This window comes from Synechococcus sp. SYN20 (assembly GCF_014279555.1).
Lineage (GTDB): Bacteria > Cyanobacteriota > Cyanobacteriia > PCC-6307 > Cyanobiaceae > Synechococcus_C.
This window is the reverse complement of sequence record NZ_CP047959.1, coordinates 982,449-1,002,912: the sequence shown is the minus strand read 5'-3', so window position 1 is coordinate 1,002,912 and position 20,464 is coordinate 982,449. Positions and strand designations below refer to the sequence as shown.

General features: G+C 54.1%; 19 protein-coding genes. 13 read left to right on the top strand and 6 right to left on the bottom strand.

What is annotated here, in order from left to right; translation table 11 throughout:
- The first annotated feature begins 3 nt into the window (after positions 1-3).
- From SynSYN20_RS05275 to SynSYN20_RS05265, 3 genes are read left to right on the top strand one after another with little or no spacing between them, the layout of a single operon-like run.
- A complete protein-coding gene (locus SynSYN20_RS05275) occupies positions 4-1,137 on the top strand; it encodes an iron-containing alcohol dehydrogenase family protein (RefSeq protein ID WP_186525012.1) in 1,134 nt (377 codons plus the stop codon).
- Complete coding sequence (locus tag SynSYN20_RS05270) at positions 1,134-2,009, top strand: alpha/beta fold hydrolase (protein WP_186525011.1); 876 nt, start codon at positions 1,134-1,136, stop codon at positions 2,007-2,009. The genes SynSYN20_RS05275 and SynSYN20_RS05270 overlap by 4 nt, the downstream gene beginning before the upstream one ends.
- Positions 1,997-2,635, top strand: a complete 639-nt coding sequence (locus SynSYN20_RS05265) for a DUF2993 domain-containing protein (protein WP_186525010.1) — start codon at positions 1,997-1,999, stop codon at positions 2,633-2,635. The genes SynSYN20_RS05270 and SynSYN20_RS05265 overlap by 13 nt, the downstream gene beginning before the upstream one ends.
- A 17-nt stretch (positions 2,636-2,652) precedes the next feature.
- On the opposite strand, the gene SynSYN20_RS05260 is transcribed toward SynSYN20_RS05265, so the two are convergent.
- Entirely contained in the window at positions 2,653-3,573 is a 921-nt protein-coding gene (locus SynSYN20_RS05260) for a phosphatidate cytidylyltransferase (protein WP_186525009.1), read from the bottom strand.
- Positions 3,570-4,994 carry an aminotransferase class I/II-fold pyridoxal phosphate-dependent enzyme gene (locus SynSYN20_RS05255; RefSeq protein WP_186525008.1) on the bottom strand — a complete coding sequence of 475 codons (1,425 nt, stop codon included), beginning with the start codon at positions 4,992-4,994 and terminating at the stop codon, positions 3,570-3,572. The genes SynSYN20_RS05260 and SynSYN20_RS05255 overlap by 4 nt, the downstream gene beginning before the upstream one ends.
- On the opposite strand from SynSYN20_RS05255, the gene SynSYN20_RS05250 reads away from it, so the two are divergent.
- The 3 genes from SynSYN20_RS05250 (at position 4,880) to SynSYN20_RS05240 (ending at position 7,424) form a co-directional block, all read left to right on the top strand.
- Positions 4,880-5,179, top strand: coding sequence for a hypothetical protein (locus SynSYN20_RS05250; protein ID WP_186525765.1), 300 nt, complete (start codon positions 4,880-4,882; stop codon positions 5,177-5,179). The two genes, SynSYN20_RS05255 and SynSYN20_RS05250, sit on opposite strands and share 115 nt — an antisense overlap.
- 72 nt (positions 5,180-5,251) lie before the next feature.
- The gene (locus tag SynSYN20_RS05245) at positions 5,252-6,901 is read left to right on the top strand and encodes an AarF/ABC1/UbiB kinase family protein (protein ID WP_186525476.1); all 1,650 of its coding nucleotides are present in this window, start codon (positions 5,252-5,254) and stop codon (positions 6,899-6,901) included.
- Between the two features lie 43 nt (positions 6,902-6,944).
- The gene (locus SynSYN20_RS05240; protein ID WP_186525007.1) at positions 6,945-7,424 is read left to right on the top strand and encodes a hypothetical protein; all 480 of its coding nucleotides are present in this window, start codon (positions 6,945-6,947) and stop codon (positions 7,422-7,424) included.
- 8 nt (positions 7,425-7,432) lie between these two features.
- On the opposite strand, the gene SynSYN20_RS05235 is transcribed toward SynSYN20_RS05240, so the two are convergent.
- Positions 7,433-8,398 carry an RpoD/SigA family RNA polymerase sigma factor gene (locus SynSYN20_RS05235; protein ID WP_186525006.1) on the bottom strand — a complete coding sequence of 322 codons (966 nt, stop codon included), beginning with the start codon at positions 8,396-8,398 and terminating at the stop codon, positions 7,433-7,435.
- 176 nt (positions 8,399-8,574) lie between these two features.
- Here SynSYN20_RS05235 and SynSYN20_RS05230 point away from each other — a divergent pair, with 176 nt between their 5' ends.
- Together SynSYN20_RS05230 and SynSYN20_RS05225 are read left to right on the top strand one after the other, a co-directional pair.
- Positions 8,575-9,309: a pseudouridine synthase gene (locus SynSYN20_RS05230; protein WP_186525475.1), complete on the top strand. Its 735-nt coding sequence runs from the start codon at positions 8,575-8,577 to the stop codon at positions 9,307-9,309.
- Positions 9,310-9,322: 13 nt separating this feature from the next.
- Positions 9,323-10,171 carry a RodZ family helix-turn-helix domain-containing protein gene (locus SynSYN20_RS05225; RefSeq protein ID WP_186525005.1) on the top strand — a complete coding sequence of 283 codons (849 nt, stop codon included), beginning with the start codon at positions 9,323-9,325 and terminating at the stop codon, positions 10,169-10,171.
- On the opposite strand, the gene malQ is transcribed toward SynSYN20_RS05225, so the two are convergent.
- Positions 10,138-11,664, bottom strand: a complete 1,527-nt coding sequence (malQ, locus tag SynSYN20_RS05220) for a 4-alpha-glucanotransferase (protein WP_186525004.1) — start codon at positions 11,662-11,664, stop codon at positions 10,138-10,140. The genes SynSYN20_RS05225 and malQ overlap by 34 nt on opposite strands.
- Before the next feature lie 148 nt (positions 11,665-11,812).
- Between malQ and SynSYN20_RS05215 the strand changes: the two genes are divergently transcribed.
- Entirely contained in the window at positions 11,813-12,901 is a 1,089-nt protein-coding gene (locus SynSYN20_RS05215; protein WP_255476381.1) for an NAD(P)-dependent oxidoreductase, read from the top strand.
- A gap of 215 nt (positions 12,902-13,116) precedes the next feature.
- A complete protein-coding gene (locus SynSYN20_RS05210; protein ID WP_186525003.1) occupies positions 13,117-14,094 on the top strand; it encodes an LCP family protein in 978 nt (325 codons plus the stop codon).
- Here SynSYN20_RS05210 and SynSYN20_RS05205 read toward each other — a convergent pair.
- A complete protein-coding gene (locus tag SynSYN20_RS05205) occupies positions 14,063-14,614 on the bottom strand; it encodes a hypothetical protein (protein WP_186525002.1) in 552 nt (183 codons plus the stop codon). The genes SynSYN20_RS05210 and SynSYN20_RS05205 overlap by 32 nt on opposite strands.
- 96 nt (positions 14,615-14,710) lie before the next feature.
- Between SynSYN20_RS05205 and SynSYN20_RS05200 the strand changes: the two genes are divergently transcribed.
- From SynSYN20_RS05200 to SynSYN20_RS14355, 3 genes are all read left to right on the top strand, one after another.
- Positions 14,711-15,706, top strand: a complete 996-nt coding sequence (locus SynSYN20_RS05200; protein ID WP_186525001.1) for a ribose-phosphate pyrophosphokinase — start codon at positions 14,711-14,713, stop codon at positions 15,704-15,706.
- Between the two features lie 70 nt (positions 15,707-15,776).
- The gene (locus SynSYN20_RS05195) at positions 15,777-16,910 is read left to right on the top strand and encodes a glycoside hydrolase family 10 protein (RefSeq protein ID WP_186525473.1); all 1,134 of its coding nucleotides are present in this window, start codon (positions 15,777-15,779) and stop codon (positions 16,908-16,910) included.
- Positions 16,911-17,126: 216 nt separating this feature from the next.
- On the top strand, positions 17,127-17,387 hold the full coding sequence (locus tag SynSYN20_RS14355; protein ID WP_222929756.1) for a hypothetical protein: 261 nt from the start codon (positions 17,127-17,129) through the stop codon (positions 17,385-17,387).
- Positions 17,388-17,803: 416 nt separating this feature from the next.
- Here SynSYN20_RS14355 and pepN read toward each other — a convergent pair whose 3' ends face one another.
- Entirely contained in the window at positions 17,804-20,449 is a 2,646-nt protein-coding gene (gene pepN / locus SynSYN20_RS05190; RefSeq protein ID WP_186525000.1) for an aminopeptidase N, read from the bottom strand.
- Positions 20,450-20,464 lie beyond the last annotated feature (15 nt).

The following is a 20,464-nucleotide window of genomic DNA, read 5'->3' as shown; positions in this document are numbered from 1 at the left end:
ACCATGACCACATCGTTGGCTTGCCATGCCCATGCCATCGCTCCTTCCCGGGTCATTCGGGGGGAGCAGGCCTGGCAGCGAGGACTTCCTGCCATTGCTGCTCTCTGTCAGAGACCTGCACTGCTCGGACGTAGTTCTGCAACCCAATCCATCCGTGCCGGATTAAAAGCAGATCTCACTGGAAGCGATCTCATGGTTGTAGAGGCTCAACTCAATTTCGACTGTTGCGAGGAGGACCTCATCCGCCTTGAAGCTTTTCTGAAGGAATCTGCTTGCGATTGCGTGATTGCAGCCGGTGGAGGAAAGGTTTTAGATGCAGGAAAACTCTTGGCATTTCGCCTCAAACTTCCATGCATCACGGTGCCGCTTAGTGCCGCAACCTGTGCAGGCTGGACAGCTCTCGCAAACATCTATTCCAGAGATGGAGCGTTTGTTTCTGATCAGTCCCTTGATGCTTGCCCGGATCTCTTGATTTTTGATCACGGTCTAGTGCGTCAAGCACCGAACCAAACCCTGGCCAGTGGCATCGCCGACGCCCTCGCGAAGTGGTATGAAGCCTCTGTAGGAAGCGGATCCAGTACCGACGGAATCATCCAACAGGCCGTTCAAATGGCTCGGGTGCTTCGCGATCAACTCTTGATTGATGCCCTTGATGCCATGGCTCGTCCTGACAGTGAGTCTTGGGTGCGCGTCGCTGAAGCCTGTGGTCTTACCGCTGGTGTGATCGGAGGCCTTGGAGGAGCACAATGCAGAACGGTTGCAGCCCACGCGGTGCACAACGGCCTAACGCAATTGCCCGCCTGTCACGGCAAATTGCACGGCGAAAAAGTGGGTTTCGGCATTCTTGTGCAGCTCCGGCTTGAAGAACGCCTGGGTGGAAATCAATTAGCAGCTCAATCCCGCCGTCAACTTCTGCCCTTGCTCAAGCAGCTTGGACTCCCCATCACGCTCCAAGATCTTGGTCTTGGAGAAACCGGCTTGAATGACTTGCGCGCCATTTGCAGCTTCGCCTGCCGGCCAGGATCCGATTTACACCATCTCCCCTTCGAAGTCACAGAGACCGATCTGCTTGAAGCTCTCGTGAGCACCGACGCGGACAGTCGCTCCGTCAGCACGTCGCTGGAGACTGAGGCTTGACCAACAAGCGCATTCTCGAAAACGCAGCCTCCACACTTCTCGATCCTCTGGCCCGTGAGCAGCTCCAAGGATTGGACTGGTTGGAACTCTCTTGCACCAATGCGGGATCAGACCATTACCCAGTGGTCACAGTGGGCAGTGGGCCGCCCGTGCTGTTGCTGCATGGATTTGATAGCTCCAATCTGGAATTCCGACGCTTGGTGCCTCTGCTCAAAACCAACAACACGCTGATCATTCCCGATCTCTTCGGGTTTGGGTTCTGCCCAAGACCAGAACACACCAACTACGGACCTGAGCTGGTTCTGAACCACCTCGATGCGCTGCTCGACACCCTGCCAACAGACCAAACCATCGGTGTGATCGGGGCATCAATGGGTGGATCTGTTGCCATGGAACTCGCGCGGCGTCATCCCCATCTGATCGATCGCCTGCTGCTTCTGGCTCCAGCAGGTCTGGACGGCAAACCGATGCCACTGCCTCCGGTCCTCGACCAAGTTGGGGTTTGGTTTCTAGGAAGACCCAGCGTGAGACGTGGGTTATGCAGACAAGCCTTCGCCGATCCAGACAGCAATGTTGGAGAGCCTGAAATTGAGATTGCATCCCTGCATCTCAAGGTGCCTGGATGGGCGCGTTCCCTGGCGTCCTTCGCCCGCAGCGGAGGCTTTGCCGGTTGTGGCAACCCGCTTCCCTCCCAGCCATTGCATGTGCTCTGGGGTGAACAAGATCGGATCCTGCGCGCTCCTCAAAAATGGTCCGCTCAGGAGTTATTAGGAGACAAGCTTGAATCCGTTGCCAATTGCGGGCATCTTCCCCATATCGATCAGCCGGAGTTGGTGGCACAACGCTGGCTCGGACCAGAATGCCTTTCATGAATGCAACTAGCTCAGGACCGCTGCTTCAACTGCTCTCCAATGGTCTACAGCTTTGGATCCGCAGCCAATGCGATCACGTGGGTGAGTTGAAGCTGACCCTGCAAGGTTCGGCCTTGCAACTCCTGCGAGGCAAGCTGGACGGTGTGTCCTTGACGGCCCGAAAAGTGAGTTTTCAGAAACTCCCACTCCTGCGTGCTGAACTGAAAACAGGTGCCCTTCGAGCACACATCAACCCCTCCCATCCTGGCCAGCCCATTCAGCTCTCCCATCCCTTCAACATTGATGGGGAGGTTGTTTTAAGCGGAACCGATCTCAATCGCGCTTTCGCCAGTGATCGTTGGAGGTGGCTGGGAGATCTCCTCAGTGAGCAATTGATCGGGCTAACACCTCTTCGTGCTTTGAGCATCGACGACGACTTACTGGAATTGCAGGCTGCCGTGATTGCAACGCAAGATCCTGTTCGCGCTCTATTTGGTCTTCAGGCCGCAGAGGGCACCATTGAGATCACCCATCTCGAGACAGGAAAATCGTTTTTATTGCCGATGGATCCTGGCATTCACATACAAAATGCGCACCTCAAAGCAGGCCAATTAATTCTTCAAGGGAAGGCAATCGTCAGCCCCTAGCTTTCAGCATCTGAGCATTAGTTTGCAATCAAAGGCATTACCAAAATCAAGGCGTAATACACCACCGCAGGGGTAAACAAGTAACTATCGATTCGATCCAGAATCCCACCATGACCAGGTAGAGCATCACCAGAGTCTTTGACACCTGCGTCTCGTTTCATCATCGATTCAGTTAAATCACCGACAAGAGCAAATAATGCCACCAATGCTCCAAGCAAACCACCGCTCAGCCAACCCAAGGTCCAACCCATCAAGATTGCCATCGAAGCTCCTACCAAGACAGAGCACAATGCACCTCCGATCGCCCCTTCAATCGTCTTCGAAGGAGAGATTGGAGACAGGGGACTACGGCCGATCCGACGACCAATCATGTAAGAACCAATATCACTAGCAACAACCATCAAACAAGCCGCAAGAGTAATTAATAAACCCGACGAAAACCAGGAATTATCAATACTTAAACGTTGCAATACAGGAGCAATATCAAAATCTGTCAGATTGCGAAGTCTCAGCCAATGACTTGGAAGGAAACCGAGATAAAACAAGCCAAAAATTGATGCTGCAATATCAGCAATGGATCCGGTTTTGGGCTGCAAGAGCAACCAACCACAAATTGCCGCACCCGATAAGGGCAGCACGGCATCAGGTAATAGAGCAGGAAGACCTCCTGAGTTGGCCCACTGCGTGCTGAACAGCAAGAGCTGGCATGCCACAAGCGTTGTTTTTGTGGCAGGTCTCATGCCTTTGAACTGGGCCATTCGGAAAAATTCCAACAACCCCAAATGCACGATCACCCCCAACGCGAGCGTGAACCACCACCCGCCAAGACCCACGACCAGCAACCCAAAAGCGCCAGCCAGCAATCCACTGAGCAAGCGCTTGCGATCAAAACCCTTCTTGGTTTTGCCCTGGCTGCTGCTTACTACGTCTGAAATCACCCCAGTAGCACCTGCGGCTCTTCAGCCAGGACTTTCACCTTACCGGGCACGAGTTCCGGCCATCTCCGGTGCTGATCCAACAACCATTCCAACCGATCCGATCCAATTCTTTCTCCAGGAATGAGCAAAGGAATCCCTGGCGGATAAGGACAAATCATTTCAGCGGCAATTCGACCAGCACTGTCCTGAAGAGACAGCTCATAGGCTGGAGCCCTAACGGCAAGCGCTGGAAGCAATTCAGGCGTTGAGCTGGTCTCCAAAGGCGGCAAGAGAAGCGGTTCCAAAGGCCCAGAACTGGCTTGAGACATCTGGAGTCTTCGCCAAAGCCGTTGCATGCGTGAAGCCAAGCCACGCTGGGATGCCAAACCCAAGCAAAAGGTCAAACAAAAAGGTTCTGGGAGTTCAGCGATCAATCCCCGTTCCATGAACCAGGAATCAGCATCCAAACCGCTGATTCCCTTTTCAGCAGTCACCAATATCAAACGCAATGGGTCATCACTTCGGCTCAACGGCAGTCCTGCAGCACGAAGGCGATCTACAAGCTGATGCGCCTCCTTGACTCTTCGATGCAGCAGGCGCTCCCACGCCGGAGTGAGCATCCAATTCAACGTTGCCTCACAAGAGGCCAACAACAGAGCGCTAGGGCTGCTGGTCTGAAATCTGAGCAACGACGCTTGCACCTCTTCAGACCTCACACGCATGCCTTGGAGCCAAAGCACGGCTGTCTGCCCAAGACCAGGTGCTGATTTATGCAACGAATGCACCACGAGATCAGCGCCCGCATGGAGGGACGAGCGCGGTAGCGCCTCACCACCAGCGAAAGCAAAGTGGGTTCCATGTGCTTCATCCACAAGCACGGGCAAGCCATGACGATGCAGTGCTGCGACAAGGGGCATGGGGTCGGAGGCATAACCGTGATACGTGGGATGCACCAACACGGCGCCCACGATCGCCTCGGGGATGGAGGGCAAATCCTTGATCGCTCTCTCCAAACACTGCGCAGACATCGCACCGGGGTGTCCACGATCAGACAGGAATGGAACGGGTAAAAACACAGGTCGGATGCCTCCCAACACGCAGGCAGCAATCAAGCTGCGATGGGCATTACGCGGCAACAACACCGCTTGCCCAGGTCCAGCAAGGGCCGAAAGCGCTGCTTGGAGCAAACCGGTTGCCCCGTTCACACCGAACCAACAACCAGCCACACCCAATCGGGAAGCCAGTTGCGCTTGCGCCTCAGCAACGGCACCTTCCCCCTCAAGGGGACCACCAATCTCTGGAAGTTCTGGGAGATCCCAACTACCGGGTGGCTGCCGCAGCAAGCTCTTTAAAGCAGGTGGCAAGGCTCTGCCCCGACCATGCACCGGCAAGTGAAGAGGCCACCGCCGATCAGGCCGTAGCAATGGAATTAAGGAGTGCATGGGGGCCTGCGCTTCTTCAGTCCAGCCAAATCGATCGCCTGACGCAGGGCAGGAATCGCGCAGAAGCCAAGGAATCGAACAGACAACAACCCATCAACGATGCCAATGCAAATGATGGCAACGCCCTAGCCAATAAAACGACTTCAAGGAACGATCTGCCTAAGATCCACGATCAGAAGTTTTGAGATGCGTTGGATATGGAAGAGCGAACCAGTTTGGCCAACACAATGCGATCCAATGACGCTTCTGAAGCACGCATGCGTTATTCACCTGGCAAAGATGCGCGCTGGCTCTTACTGAGACCTTGGATTTATTTACCGCGGGTGATCCAAATCATCTGGGCTCTCACTGGTTTAGTGGTCAGCTTGCTCCTACGCGGCAGAAGCAAAGATTCCGAGGTGCAGCGCAAGCTGGCCAGAACCCTGCTCCGCACCCTTACCAATTTGGGGCCCTGTTTCATCAAAGTGGGACAGGCCTTGTCCACTCGGCCTGATCTGATCCGTCGCGATTGGCTCGATGAACTCACCAAGCTTCAGGACGATCTCCCCTCCTTCGACCACGCGATCGCGCTCCAAACCGTGGAAACAGAGCTAGGCGCTCCGGTGGAGCAACTGTTTGAAGAGTTTCCAAACGTCCCCGTTGCAGCAGCCAGCCTGGGGCAGGTCTACAAGGCGCGTTTGCATGGTCAGCATTGGGTTGCCGTGAAGGTGCAACGCCCCAATCTCGCCTTCATTTTGCGCCGCGACATGGTGCTGATTCGCACCTTGGGAGTGTTGGGTGCACCGTTCCTACCTCTCAACTTGGGTTTCGGATTGGGAGAGATCATCGATGAGTTTGGTCGCAGCCTGTTTGAAGAAATTGATTATTACTGCGAAGCCGACAATGCTGAACGCTTTTCAGCCCTGTTTGCTGATAATCCAGCCGTAACGATTCCAAAAGTTGAACGACTGTTATCTGCCAGGCGCGTGCTCACCACCTCCTGGATTCATGGAACCAAGATGAGAGACCGGCAGGAGTTGAAATCTCAACGTCTCAACCCGCCAGCCCTGATCCGCACGGGTGTGATTAGCGGCCTGCAACAACTTCTGGAATATGGATATTTCCATGCCGATCCTCATCCAGGCAATTTATTTGCCCTGAGTGGTCAAACGGGAGACCTCGGTCACGTGGCCTACGTGGACTTTGGCATGATGGACTCAATCAGTGATTCCGACCGTTTAACGCTCACTGGTGCGGTCGTTCACCTGATCAATAAGGACTTTTCAGCTTTAGCTAATGATTTTCAAGAGTTGGGATTTTTAGCACCCAATGCGGATTTGGAGTCGATCATTCCGCCGCTGAGAGAGGTGTTGGGCGGAAGCTTGGGTGACTCCGTGGGCACCTTCAATTTCAAAGCGATTACCGATCGCTTTTCTGAATTGATGTACGACTATCCATTCCGAGTGCCAGCTCGCTTTGCCCTGATCATCCGCGCTGTTGTGAGCCAGGAAGGTCTTGCCCTTCGTCTTGATCCAGATTTCAAAATTATTGCTGTGGCCTATCCCTATGTAGCCAAGCGCCTCCTGGCTGGTGACACCAAAGAGATGCGCGAAAAGCTTCTGGAGGTTTTGTTTGATTCCGAGGGCCACCTTCGCCTCGAACGACTGGAAAGCCTCCTAGACGTGGTGGGAAGCGATGCACCCACACCTGGGGCTGAGCTGATCCCAGTGGCAGGAGCTGGATTGCGCTTGTTGCTCAGTAAGGATGGCGCCGACCTTCGCAGAAGAATGCTGCTCACGCTTGTGCGTGACGATCGCCTCAGTACAGAAGACCTCAGGTCGCTTACATCCTTGCTCGGACGCACCTTCAGTCCTCGTCGCATTGCCGGACGCATGCTGCAACAACTGAACCCGCTAGCTGCCGCCTAGGGTCCCCCCAACGCTTTCACCTCACACTCACACCCTCACTGTTATGGGATTAGCCCCTGACCTCATGCCCATCGAGTTAGACCAAGCCGACCTCGATGCGCTCAGTGATTTCTTTGGTGATCTTGATCCCAGTGAAATTTTTCTGGAATACGCGCCCATCAGCCAACCGCCTTATCTCGTGGCGGGCCTGGGGCTCGCGATCGGTGTGTTGTGCGGGCTCACGTTTGCGAAGCTGATCCAGATTCGCTTAGACGGCTGGAAGCAAGATCGCCTCGCTCTTTTGCCACTTGGTACGGCAGAAGTCACGATGAGTTATGCAGGAACTCTGCTCGGCATCACCCTGTTCATCGGCGGTTCACTTCAAGTGTTCGGCTTCGCCTCTGGCGCTGGATATTTAGTGTCCATGCTCCTTTCTCTTCTTACAGGTGGAGCTTTATGGGTGCAGCTAGAACGACTCATGACTCAGGTGGAGTCAGGGAATTTCAAAGCAGTTGATTTCGACAATTTTGACGAATTCTTCTAAATCAAGTTTTAAACAAGTACATAGGCCTGGAGTTGTGCATCACCCTGGCGCAACATCTCTAATCCTTCACGTTCAAGTCTTCGGGTCCGATCGCGACTCATCTTCATCGATTTGGCAATCCCCGTGAGGCTCATCGGCTCCTCTCCGTCCATCCCATAGCGCATCCGCAAGACTTTCCCCTGCAATTCAGGCAGCTGGCTCAGCAGATCGCGCAGGTCTCCCTTCAGACATTCCCCTTCCACCTGTTCGGATGGCAGCTCTCCGTCACCGGCCAACAATTCCAGCAGTTCGGTGTCATCACCATCGCCCACCTTCATCTCCAAGCTCACAGGCTGGCGGGCCCGGCACATCAAATCCTTCACCTCATCTTCTGGAAGTTCCACAAATGACGCCAATTCCGTCACCGATGGGGTGCGGCCCAGCTCTTGACTTAATTCCCGTTGACCCTTTTTCAGCTTGTTCAACATCTCGGTGATGTGAATCGGTAGGCGAATCGTGCGGCTCTTTTCCGCAATCGCACGGGTAATCCCTTGGCGAATCCACCAGTACGCATAGGTACTGAATTTGTAGCCCCGGGTGGGATCAAATTTCTCCACACCACGCACCAAACCGATCGTTCCCTCCTGGATTAAATCCAGCAGTTCCATATTCCGCTTGGTGTATTTCTTGGCGACGCTCACCACCAACCGCAAATTGGCAGCCACCATGCGCTCCTTGGCGCGGCGACCAGCCTGCAGCTTGCGCTTCAGTTGCGCTGCACTCACACCAGCAGCTTTCGCAACCTCTTCTCTGGCGACCTCTTCTCCGCCGCGCTGATCCTTGAGTTCTGCTTCTAGCGCTTCGAGATCCATCAACTCCTGAACCTGACGGCCCAGCGTGATCTCCTGTTGGTGACTCAACAACGGCACGCGGCCGATGTCGCGCAGGTACGAACGCACGAGGTCCGCATCGGGGAGCAGAGCCAAAGGCGCCATCGACGATTACGAAACACTTATGTTTCCTAATCTACCACTTCTTGCGATTTTCTTCATGTTGGCACCCCTCTTCTCCCCTTGACAGAATGAGCCATTACACCTTCGAAACGGCGGTAGCGACCATGGCGTTTGTCCTATCCAACGATGATCACTGATCGATGCCGAGGAGTGAACCGGTGACCCGCCAACGGCTGCAAAAACTGATCGCAGCTGCAGGAGTCTGTTCGCGACGACATGCTGAGGACCTGTTGCGCGAAGGCAGGATCAAGGTGAATCAAGTCACAGCTGGACTTGGCGACCAAGCCGATCCGAACATCGACCGCATCGAGTTGGATGGCCGTCCCCTATCTCAACCATCGAGCCCCAAGCTGATCCTGCTCAACAAACCCCCCGGTGTGATCAGCAGCTGCAGTGATCCTCAAGGACGCCAAACAGTTCTCGATCTCATTCCAAAGTCGCTCAGGCGAGGCCTCCACCCTGTTGGTCGGCTGGATGGAGACAGCCGCGGAGCTCTCCTTTTAACCAATCAAGGTGCAATCACCTTGCAGCTCACCCATCCCCGCTACTCGCACCGCAAGACCTACAAGGTTCAGGTGAGAGGTAAGCCCACCACCACCGCACTGAATCGCTGGTGCAACGGTGTGGAACTGGATGGCATACCCACACAACAAGCAGAGGTCTCACTGCTGAAACAAGGAGCGAACCAAACCCTTTTAAAAGTGATCCTCAGGGAGGGCAGGAATCGCCAAATCCGAAGGGTGGCAGAGGCCCTTGGCCACCCTGTGCTTGATCTTCAACGAACAGCTATCGCCTCCATTGATCTCGGTTCTTTACCTGAGGGCCACTGGCGTGAGTTGACACGTTCAGAATGGACTTCCATCCGTTTAGAGCGGAACGAGTGCCCCTCATAACGGCATCGCCGAGATGAAGTTTCCCCTCCCTTGGCGACGTCACAACAACAGGCAACACGCTCCAACCTCGCTTGAGAGCAGCAACAACTCCTTAGAGGAGGCAGGTCAGCTGCTGCGCGAACAAAGGGAACGAAAAGGTCTCAGCATTCGAGACCTTTCAAAAGAAGTGAGAATCACAACGCCGGTCCTAGAGGCCCTCGAACGCGGCTGGCAAGACCGCTTACCAGAAGCCGCCTATCTCGTGGCGATGTTGCAGCGCTTGGAGACCTACTTAGACCTTCCAAGCAACAGCCTTAGTGCAGCCCTGCTTAACAGACCAGGATCGAATCGATTGGAGACCAATGGTCGAAGCACGCGCTTCACTCTCGGCAGCATCGATATCTTCACCACATGGCAAGGGAGCGTGGTGTACGGCGCTGTGATGATCGGCTCGATTCTGGCTCTGAACCATCAACAAAGACATCTGATCAATCTCAACGCCTTCTCTCCAAAGCCCATCCCAATCAATACACCGCTGGACTCTGACCAAATCCTGAAGGGCTTGCGCCCGCTGGAGGAGGAGCTCACAGCCAGCCTCGGACAGGTCGATCTCCCTCTCGATCAACCAACAAGACCAGGCGTTCTCGAAATCAACCTCAACCAACCACGGCAGATCAGCCTGAGCAGTGAAGGAGGAGATCGAACCAACCTTCAAGGCGCTACCGGAACAGTGACCTTGCAGCTCTTACCCCCAGTTGACCTCAGCATCAACCCTCCACCAGGCGAGGCCGACTCCGTGCGCTGGAACGGACAGGCCCTTACTCCAAAAACCAATCAACCTGGTTCCTATCACCTGTCCCAGGCCGCAGCTCTCTCGCCATAACCCTTGAGAGCCCCTTGCAAGGCCTCATCAAAAGAGCCCATCCTCCAGCACCAATTGCCGCCAACCGTGCCTGGAGTATTGAATCGTGCTTGATCATCCAAATGCAGCAAATCCTGTAAGGGAGACACCACAAGCTCAGCAGACGTTGCCATCCCGAGTTCCATCAATTGCCATCCGGGTGCTTCCACATGACACCCAAGCAGCTCGCCCACCTGGCGCCGAGACGATTCATCAAGTCGCTGCCACCACCCCATCGTCGTGGGGTTGTCATGGGTACCGGTGTACACCACCCACCTGCGACCTTTGATATTGCTTGGCAAATAGGGGTTACGGGGGTTGCCATCAAAAGCGAACTGCAGCACCTTCATTCCCGGTAGACGAAAGCGATCACGGAGCCGTTCCACATCTGGGGTGATCACGCCAAGATCTTCGGCAACGATGGGAAGCGTCCCACCCGCGTCGCGACGCAGAAGCCGCAGCAATTCATGGCCGGGTGAGCGCTGCCACTCCCCATTTTGAGCCGTGTCGTCATCGCCAGGGACCGCCCAAAAGCCAGCCAGAGCGCGGAAATGATCCAGACGCAACCGATCGGCAAGTCTCCACTGCCGCTTCAAGCGATTGCGCCACCAACGAAATCCAGTACGCCGATGACGCGCCCAGCTATAGACAGGCGTCCCCCAGAGCTGACCAGTCTCTGAAAAATAGTCGGGTGGAACGCCACTCTGCAGCCGTAAACGTCCATCGGCAGCAATCGAAAACAAGGATCGATGGCTCCAAACATCGGCGCTATCGCGAGCCACATAAAAGGGCAGATCTCCAAGAATCTCGATGTTCAAATCCCGAGCTTGCACGCGCAGGCGTTGCCACTGTCGATCGAGATGCCACTGGAGAAGTTCCTGCTCCAGCAAGGCCTCACCATGCTGGAGCCGCCACTGAGCCAAGGCAGCAGGTTGTTGAACTGCGAGCGGATGGGGCCAAGACCACCAAGGCAAACCGTTGTGTTGATCACGCAGCACCACGAAATTGACGTGGTCCGTCAGCCAATGGGTTTGGTCAACCCTCCAGCGTTCAAATTGTTGTTTGCGCGCAGAGGATTGCTGAGGCCAATGGGCGGCAAGGGCTCGGCCCAGTGCAGAAGCACGCGCATCGGCCAGCTGGAAATCCAGCACAGAGGTAGCTTCCGCCTTGGCATCAGCTCCAGGAAGACTCTCGAGAGCACTGGACGCCAAAAAGCTCTCCCCTGCCAAATCTTCGGCATCTAGGAGCCACGGATTCAAGGCAAAACTGGAAGGTGAGCTGTAGGGCGACCCTGTGCCATCCGGCGGAGCAAGGGGCAAAATCTGCCAGACGGATACACCATGGCCCGCCAAAGCCTTTATCCATTCGCGGGCAGGCCGTCCAAAGCTTCCACACACAGGTGAATCTGGCAAAGCCGTTGGATGAAGGAGGACACCAACCCGCCGATCCCTTTCGCTTCTGGATTGATTAACCATCGAAGCAAATCATTCGGAGTGCCAGACGGTCGAAGGGAATAAAAGTGATCCGACCTTTGTGATCTTACGGAGCGTCTTAACAACGATCGAAGCTCGTTGCTCAGGCTGATCGCAATGACGGTGGTCTCCTAGCTGGCGTCGTTTGTAAATGAAAGATTCACGCTTTAGCGTTGGTCCAGATCGACCGAGTCACGACGTGCTCCCCCCCCTATTACCGCGCCATGATTTTCGAGAACGCTCTCCAGATCAAGTGAGGGTGGCCGTTTTCGGGGCCACCGGATACATCGGACGCTTTGTCGTGAAAGAGCTGGTTGAGCGTGGATATCAGGTGATGGCATTCGCCCGCGAATCCAGTGGAATCAGAGGACGAAAAGGTCAAGCCGATGTGGTGGCCGATTTCCCCGGTGCAGAGGTGAGATTTGGCGATGTCACCAATCCGGCATCACTAGCAACACATGCCTTCAACGAGCCCACCGATGTGGTGATTTCTTGCCTTGCATCAAGAACGGGCGGCAAAAAGGATTCATGGGCGATTGATTATGAAGCCAACCTCAACACCTACAACGAGGGACGGAAGGCTGGTGTAGCGCATTTCGTGATGCTGTCAGCCATCTGCGTACAGAAGCCAATTCTAGAATTCCAAAAAGCGAAGCTTGCCTTCGAAACTCGGCTCCAGGAAGACGCAGAAATCACCCATACGATCGTTCGACCTACAGCCTTTTTTAAAAGCATTGCAGGCCAATTTGAGAGCTGCAGAAAAGGTGCACCTTATGTGATGTTTGGCAATGGAGAGTTAACAAGTTGCAAGCCAATCAGTGAAAAAGACCTTGCATGCTTCTTGGCTAATTGTGTAAATGAAACCGATAAAGTGAACCAAACCTTGCCCATCGGAGGGCCTGGCCCAGCCCTCAGCGCTCGCACACAAGGAGAAATGCTCTTTAAAACACTAGGCCGCTCGCCCAGAATGCTTTCGTTACCAATGGCAGTGATGAAAGCGCCCGCTGCACTTTTAGAAAAAGTGGCAACGCTGGTACCAGCTGTCGAAGACACCGCCGAGTTTGCCCGTATCGGTTGCTATTACGCCAGTGAATCCATGTTGGTTTGGGATAAGAAGCGTAATTGCTACGACCCCAGCGCAACCCCTTCGTTTGGAGAAGACACCCTCGAACAGTTTTTCGCAAGAGTTTACAAAGAAGGAATGGCTGGACAAGAATTAGGGGATGCTGCTCTGTTTTGACGAGACGTCCTATGTCATCCCCAAAAGTATCCATCGGCTACTGAATCAGAACACAAAGAAGACTTATCCCCAGCTCTTCAATCAATTCCTGGGACCAAGATCAATCAGGAGAAGCACCCTTACTTTGGATCCAATGTCAGTTCGCTGCTAAGGCTTTGATTCCCAATTCAGCGAGGCTGAGCGAGACTGGCTGATCAAAGATCTGAACATCACGCATGGGGGAGCCAGCGTTGAGTGGGGACTCGCAGCAAAAGCCGAGCAAAAGTTGGTTGGGTGACCGCCCCGGACGCAGTCTTCTGCGAATCAGTGCTGCATTGCTGGGCATTGCCTTAGCGGGCACAGCGCTTGCAACGATCTGGCCCAAACCAGACCCTGACGGCGCCGATGTGCAGTCGTCCGAGGGGCCGTTAGCCCTCGCGCCTCTGCCCGAACAAGCCGTGATGGTTTTGGTTGTCGGCCTCGATGCAGACACCTTGAATGCCCCCTCCAACAACGCAGCACCTCAAGGGCCTGCCAATGCCGACAGCTTGATGCTGGTGAATATCAGTACGAAACAGCCTGTTCAGATTCTGCAGTTGCCGACAGAACTGGCCGTTCAACTGCCAGGAATCGAGGAGATCCAAGCTCTTTCTAAAACGTGGCAACACGGTGGAATCGCTCTCACCTCTGACGTCGTTGGCGAGCTGATCGATCTGCCGACGAACAAGCCAGATCGCTACTTAGTCCTCTCCAGACAAGGCTTGCGCAGATTTGTGGAAGGACTTGGAGACATCGAAGTTACTCTCAACCAAACCTATAAGTACGAGGACAAGTCCCAGGGCTACAGCGTGAACCTGCAGGCCGGACTGCAAACACTCAACGGTGCTCAGGCAGAACAACTCGCACGTCACAAACCCAAGGCCAATAACGACCATCAGCGCAGAGTGAGGCAACAGCTGCTGCTCCAAGGCGTGCATCAGCAGTTAGCGGAAATCGATGCAGTCACCGTGGTGCCCGAGCTGCTGAATGTGTTTTCCAATCAAGTCACAACGGATATCAGCAGCACAGAGATGCTCAGCCTGATTGCTGCTGCGATCAGTGCGCCCTCACCACCAGTGATTACGGAGCTTCCTCTTGCACCTCGGGTCGGTCAGCAGATGCTGCGCGAATTGAAGCCAGATCTCAGCCTGCCAATTTGGCCAGATCAGAACTGATCCCTGGGTTCATGCGTTTCCAGCGCTGCTGGATGGAGCGGACCAGTGCATCAGAAGCAGCCCCACCACCATCTGCTGTGTCCAACAGGCCACACCAGGGCAAACCATCCATTCGGCGGGCCGCCGAATCCCAGCTGCCCCCAAGTTGCGCCAAACCAACCAAAGGAATGCTGAGCGAGTGACACAAGGCAACGGAGGCAGGTGCGATGCCAGGGATCAAACCAGCTGCATTGGGCTGGGCCAACAGCAAAACGGGACATCGCCAAGCGGCTAAAGCATCAAACCAGCTTCCAGAGGAGCCTTGCAGCATCGCCGCATCACCGCTCAAACGCAGCAGAGTGGGTCGGTTTCGATCGCGCTGACGCGATGCCAGTTCCTGCAAGCCACTGTGGGGTTCCGAACCACAGGCAAATGAAACTAATTCAGCCGAAAAGCGATCGGCTAGATGGTGGGCACCCTCGCGCATCGAGAGCTCAGGAAGGGGGCCAGCGCCAACAAGAGCCAAGGTGAAATCGAGCATGAAGCGACCTTAGGGAGATCCGATCCATACCGTTTATGGATAGGAAGGCGATGCAGCACTACGATCGGTTCATCGCCGTTTTCAAGCGCGGGCATCGTGACAAGTTTTCTCACCGCTGCCCGAGCCGAGCAAGAGAAGTTGCAGCACGACACTCGACGTCTTCGCCTGTTTAGCGGCACTTCCAATCCTGCACTCGCCCGCGAAATTGCGGCCTACCTTGGCGTCCCCGATGGCCCGAAAGTCTGTAAGCGCTTTGCCGACGGTGAGCTGTATGTGCAAATTCAGGAATCGATTCGCGGCTGCGATGTCTTCCTGATCCAACCCACCTGCGCTCCGGTGAACGACAACCTGATGGAGCTGCTGATCATGGTGGATGCCTGCAGACGAGCATCGGCACGACAGATCACCGCAGTGGTTCCCTACTACGGCTATGCACGCGCAGACCGCAAAACAGCCGGTCGGGAATCGATTGCTGCCAAGCTCACCGCCAATTTGCTCGTCAAATCAGGAGTCGATCGGGTGCTGGCAATGGATCTGCACTCAGCTCAGACCCAGGGGTATTTCGACATTCCCTGCGACCATATTTACGGTTCTCCCGTGCTTGTGGATCACCTCGCCGCCCAAGACCTGGGAGAGGTGGTTGTGGTGTCTCCTGACGTGGGTGGTGTGGCCAGAGCCAGGGCCTTTGCTAAACAAATGAACGGTGCTCCTCTCGCCATCATCGATAAGCGCCGAACCGGTCACAACATGGCTGAAAGCCTCACCGTGATTGGCGATGTGAGCGGTCGCACGGCGATCCTGATCGACGACATGATCGATACCGGAGGCACGATCTGCTCTGGTGCCAAGTTGCTGAGAGAGCAAGGCGCTACTGGCGTCATTGCTTGTGCCACCCATCCCGTTTTCTCTCCACCAGCGATCGAGCGATTGTCTGTTGATGGACTGTTCGAACAGGTCGTGGTCACCAACAGCATCCCAATCGCATCCAATCACGTCTTTCCCCAGCTGCATGTGCTTTCTGTCGCCAACATGCTTGGCGAAGCGATCTGGCGCATCCATGAAGAAAGTTCTGTTAGCTCGATGTTCCGCTAACTCAACCCAAGCTTGATCTGTGGTGTTGCGTCACTTCTTTTGGGCGGTCAGCCTGCCATTCACCCTGCTCATGGCCCCGCCAGCCACGTTTGGTCAGAGCACAAACGCGCTGCTGAGTAAAAGTCGTTTACCGAGTGTTGAGCGAAAACAGGCGTTGGGGGTCTGGCTCACCAACAGTCCTAGCCCGCTGTACTACGACCAGCAGAACATCAAGCAAGCCGTCGATGAGCTTGAGCAAGCAGGATTCTCCGTGCTTTATCCCAATGTTTGGAGTCGTGGAACGACTTTTCACACCAGTAAATTCGCCCCGCTAGAGCCCGCCCTAAAGAGCGCTGGTGTCACGGTTGACCCCATTTGCACCCTGAGCAAAGAAGCTCACAAACGCGGAATGAAAGTGGTTCCCTGGTTTGAGTACGGATTAATGGAGCCCGCCTCCGCAAAAGTGGTTCAAGGCAATCCGGACTGGGTGTTGTCACGGGCCAATGGTGACCCCGTGATGAAAATGCACGGCAAGGAGATGGTGTGGCTCAATCCTGCACACCCACAAGTGCGAGAGCGATTCATTGGTCTCGTGGTTGAGGTCATGAAACGCTGCCGGATGGACGGCCTGCAACTCGATGACCACTTTGCTTGGCCTGTGGAATTGGGTTACGACCCTTACACATCTGGGCTTTATGAAGCTGAATTCGGGATTGATCCACCCCGCGATTACACCAATCGTTATTGGATGACCTGGCGTCGCCGCAAACTCACTGGTCTTCTTCGCGAGCTACGCATTCGCTTGGAACAAGAATCGCTTCCAGTGCGAATAAGTTTGTCACCAGGGCCATTTCGGTTTGCCTACAACAATTGGCTTCAAGATTGGGAGCTCTGGGCAGTAGGACAGCTGATTGATGATCTTGTTGTTCAAAACTATGCCTATTCCCTCAGGGGATATGCCAAAGATCTCGACCAGCCTGCTCTACGCAAAGCCCGCGAATGGGGCATCCCCATCCAGATTGGCGTCTTAGCTGGCTTTGGCAAACGAACAACCTCGATGGATATTTTGAAAAAGAAGGTTCGGTTAGCGAATGATCGCGGATACGGGGTAATTTACTTTTACTGGGAAGGATTATGGGGAAAACACTCTGGATCAGAAGGGTCTCAGTATCGCAAAAAAATATTTACACAGATGGGAAAAAATATTACTTACAACCCAAGATAAAAGCTTAAATTAAACTCAATGAAGCGTAAAATTATTACCTAGAGTAATTTTTATCGCAAAAGAATATCGCATATTCATAGAACTTGCTGCATATAGCTTGCTCTTTATTTTATATTTCTTGAAAATCACGACAGGATGCAGGCTTTGCATCGACAAGTTCATTTTAACACCAATGCATTATATTAATAGAGGTGCCACTAAAGGACCAATTCAAAAATGGATACAAATCAAGCTCCCAGCCAAGAGAGAAAACATAATGGTGTACAACTAGGAGTCGACTCGGAGCTAAATCATTGGGAATACAAAGTAATACATATCAATACCAATGCCCAGAATACTGCCAAAACACAGACTTCAACGCCAGAAAGAGATAGCCAAAAATTACAAGGAGCACTAAGCCCAGAATTCATTAAGAAAGAATTTCCAAAGATGTACCAGCAAAATACGGAAAAACTAAACATCCCGCCCAACAATTAGAAACATTTTTAAATACACTCGGTAAAGACAGATGGGAACTCGTAGAGACAAGTCAAGTTGGTGAATTATTAATGTTCTTTTTCAAGCGATTGCTATTAACAAGTTCAGACAACAAGACTGAAAAGCAAAGAGACTCAAACTATTCCAAGGCGCATGCTGCTGATACCTAAACAACGGATATAGGCGTCGCAAGGTTTTAATCACATTGATTATTGGGTCAACGGGCTTCCATAAACAACTCTAATCATACAATTGAATACATCTTTCAACCCTTATAACGGCGTGACTTCCATCGCGTAACATCTTCAAACTCCAGCATTTTCTCTGCGGGAGAAGCCTTCAATTACTGATAGCTAACACTCTTTATCTTTGAGCAATAAGGACGAGCAATGAGGATGCAAAGTACATCTTTCAGATCACTGTCCAGTGCACGTCCCTTTCATCATCTCTACAACTTCGCGGGTGTTGGAAGAAAGCTGAGCCGCGGAGAGTTGATCCAATGCCGCCTTCACAAGCGCTTGACGCTTGCTGCTGTAGGTGCCCCAACGGCTAAAGACCTTGGCCAAGCGCGACGCGGTAATCGCATTGCGCTGATCCAAGGCAATGATTTGTTCCGCCATGAAGCGATAGCCACTGCCATCCTCTGCGTGAAACACCAAAAGGTTGCCAGCGAATCCACCCAACACCGCACGCACCGCATTGGGCGCCATCGGATCAAAGCGTGGATGCTGCAAAAGGGAGGCCACCCGTTGCAAGCCATCCGCCCGAGGCGTTGATGCCTCCAAGGCAAACCAGCTGTCAAAGATCACTGGCTTCTCTTGCCAACGATCGTGGAATTGACGCAACGCTTCCTCTCGTTCTGAGCAATCCAAAGGCTGAAGAGCCCGCAGAGCGGCACGCGCCAAGGTCATCGACGGACCACCGACGGCAGCCAAAGCAGCTTTGCGCACCGCTGAATCACCAGCTGCAGCCAGCCAAGCCCAGACCAAGCCGGTAAGTTGCCGCTGCCCCTGACCCTCGGGCCAAACCAGTGCCAGATCGGGTTCGACACCATTCAGCCGCTTCCGAAGCAATGGGGCCAAAGACTGGCCAAATTGCTCGCGCAGCTCGCACGCCGCTCGGTACAAAGCTGGGGGGTCAGCCTCCTGCTGGAGTGCTTCCAACTCAGGGCCGCCAGGAAAGGCCATCAATGTGGAGAGCACTGCTGAATCCTGTTCTCCATCTGGGGCCAAGAGCTTGGTCAAAGCCTCCAACATCTGGCCTTCCAGATCGGCATTCGGAGTTCCAGAGGCCCGAGCCAACAACAGCCTCCGCCAAAGCTGCTGCCCCGCATCCCAACGGGCAAATGGATCGTTGTCGCAGGCCAAAAGAGTGAACAGTTCAGCAGGGTCTTGGCTGGCTTCCCAATGCACTGGAGCAGAAAATTGCCTGAAGAGTGAAAGAGCAGGGGGCTGTTTTGAACACGGAAGCCCCTTGAGTTCCAGCGTGTGCTCCTCCTGATCGAACACGAGCAGCTGCTCTTCCCCAGGCTCCCCATTGGTTGGGACCAGGGCCCATAGCAAGGGAATCACCAAGGGCTGCTTGTGCGGCTGCCCCGGTGTTGGAGGCGTGCTTTGACGCAAGTTCAGGCGCAACACCCCGTTGGTGGAATCCCAGGCGCGCTTCACCGTCACCGTGGGAGTACCGGCTTGTTCATACCAACGTTTGAACTGATTTAAATCAAAACCAAGCGGCTCACCTTCAAGACATGCACCCTCAGCAATCGCCGCTACAAAATCGTCCGTCGTGGCAGCTTCTCCGTCATGGCGTTTGAAATACAACGCCATGCCACGCATGAATCGTGTCTCGCCCAGAAGCGTTCTGAGCATACGAATCAACTCAGCACCCTTCTCATAAATGGTGGTCGTATAAAAATTATCGATGGCTTGATAAGCATCTGGCTTCACAGGGTGGGCTGTTGGACCTGCGTCTTCTCGAAACTGCGTATTGCGGAGCATGGCCGCATCCTCAATACGCTTTAAAGCCTCTGAATGAAGATCAGCCGTAAAACATTGATCCCTAAAAACAGTGAGTCCTTCCTTTAAGGACAGCTGAAACCAATCACGGCAGGTGATGCGATTGCCAGACCAATTGTGGAAATACTCGTGGGCAACAACACTTTCAATCCGCTCAAGTTCGGCATCTGATGCTGTTTCTGCATCAGCAAGAACCAACTTGGAGTTAAAAATATTGAGGCTTTTATTCTCCATCGCGCCCATGTTGAAGTGGCGCACCGCAACGGTATTGAATTCATCAAGGTCATATTCCAAGCCATACACCTGTTCATCCCAGGCCATCGATCGCTTCAACGACTCCATGGCATGGGCTGTGAAGGGCTCATCGCCTGGCTCCACGTGAAGCCTCAGGCTCACGTTGCGTCCCGAAAGGGTGACGAACCGATCGCGAACCTCGTGAAGATCACCGGCCACAAGGGCAAACAGATAGGAGGGCTTCAGGGACGGGTCCTCCCATGTCACCTCATGGCGGGTGGGATCACCAGCGAGGGGCCCAGCGCTTAAGGCGTTGCCATTGGAGAGCAACACCGGATAACGCTCGCGATCGGCCTCGATGCGAACCGTGAACCGACTGAGCACATCGGGACGATCCGGGTGGTAGGTAATCCGCCTAAATCCCTCGGCTTCGCACTGGGTGGTCAACATCCCCCCACTGGCATAAAGGCCTTCAAGCGAGGTATTGGCCTGCGGGTCAATCCTGCACACCGTCTTGAGCTGAAAAGGCACCTGCGGGGGCTGGTGAATGATCAGTTTTTCCGAAGTAATGCTGTAGTCAGAAGGTTTGAGCTCGTGGTGATCGATGGCAATCGATTGCAAGCGCAAATCCACCCCTTGAAGCTCGAGGGCTTGCGGCTCCGATCCCAACACCGGAGTCAGCTCCATGCGCGAGCTGACCTCAACCGAATCAGAGCCGATCACCACATCCAAAGCAATGGATGGAATGCGACAGGGAAAAGGCTTGTAATCCTTCAGCCGGATCGTCGGAGCAGTGGTGGAGGCGGTAGCCATGGGCAGGAGTCTCTA

Bases quoted from the DNA above. Each gene is read 5' to 3' on its own strand.
- pepN (WP_186525000.1), bottom strand. From the start codon at position 20,449: ATGGCTACCGCCTCCACCACTGCTCCGACGATCCGGCTGAAGGATTAC.
- SynSYN20_RS05245 (WP_186525476.1), top strand. From the start codon at position 5,252: ATGCGTTATTCACCTGGCAAAGATGCGCGCTGGCTCTTACTGAGACCT.
- SynSYN20_RS05195 (WP_186525473.1), top strand. From the start codon at position 15,777: ATGGCCCCGCCAGCCACGTTTGGTCAGAGCACAAACGCGCTGCTGAGT.
- SynSYN20_RS05210 (WP_186525003.1), top strand. From the start codon at position 13,117: ATGGGGGAGCCAGCGTTGAGTGGGGACTCGCAGCAAAAGCCGAGCAAA.
- SynSYN20_RS05265 (WP_186525010.1), top strand. From the start codon at position 1,997: ATGCCTTTCATGAATGCAACTAGCTCAGGACCGCTGCTTCAACTGCTC.
- malQ (WP_186525004.1), bottom strand. From the start codon at position 11,664: ATGGTTAATCAATCCAGAAGCGAAAGGGATCGGCGGGTTGGTGTCCTC.
- SynSYN20_RS05225 (WP_186525005.1), top strand. From the start codon at position 9,323: ATGAAGTTTCCCCTCCCTTGGCGACGTCACAACAACAGGCAACACGCT.
- SynSYN20_RS05240 (WP_186525007.1), top strand. From the start codon at position 6,945: ATGGGATTAGCCCCTGACCTCATGCCCATCGAGTTAGACCAAGCCGAC.
- SynSYN20_RS05215 (WP_255476381.1), top strand. From the start codon at position 11,813: ATGAAAGATTCACGCTTTAGCGTTGGTCCAGATCGACCGAGTCACGAC.
- SynSYN20_RS14355 (WP_222929756.1), top strand. From the start codon at position 17,127: ATGGATACAAATCAAGCTCCCAGCCAAGAGAGAAAACATAATGGTGTA.
- SynSYN20_RS05205 (WP_186525002.1), bottom strand. From the start codon at position 14,614: ATGCTCGATTTCACCTTGGCTCTTGTTGGCGCTGGCCCCCTTCCTGAG.
- SynSYN20_RS05275 (WP_186525012.1), top strand. From the start codon at position 4: ATGACCACATCGTTGGCTTGCCATGCCCATGCCATCGCTCCTTCCCGG.
- SynSYN20_RS05255 (WP_186525008.1), bottom strand. From the start codon at position 4,994: ATGCACTCCTTAATTCCATTGCTACGGCCTGATCGGCGGTGGCCTCTT.
- SynSYN20_RS05235 (WP_186525006.1), bottom strand. From the start codon at position 8,398: ATGGCGCCTTTGGCTCTGCTCCCCGATGCGGACCTCGTGCGTTCGTAC.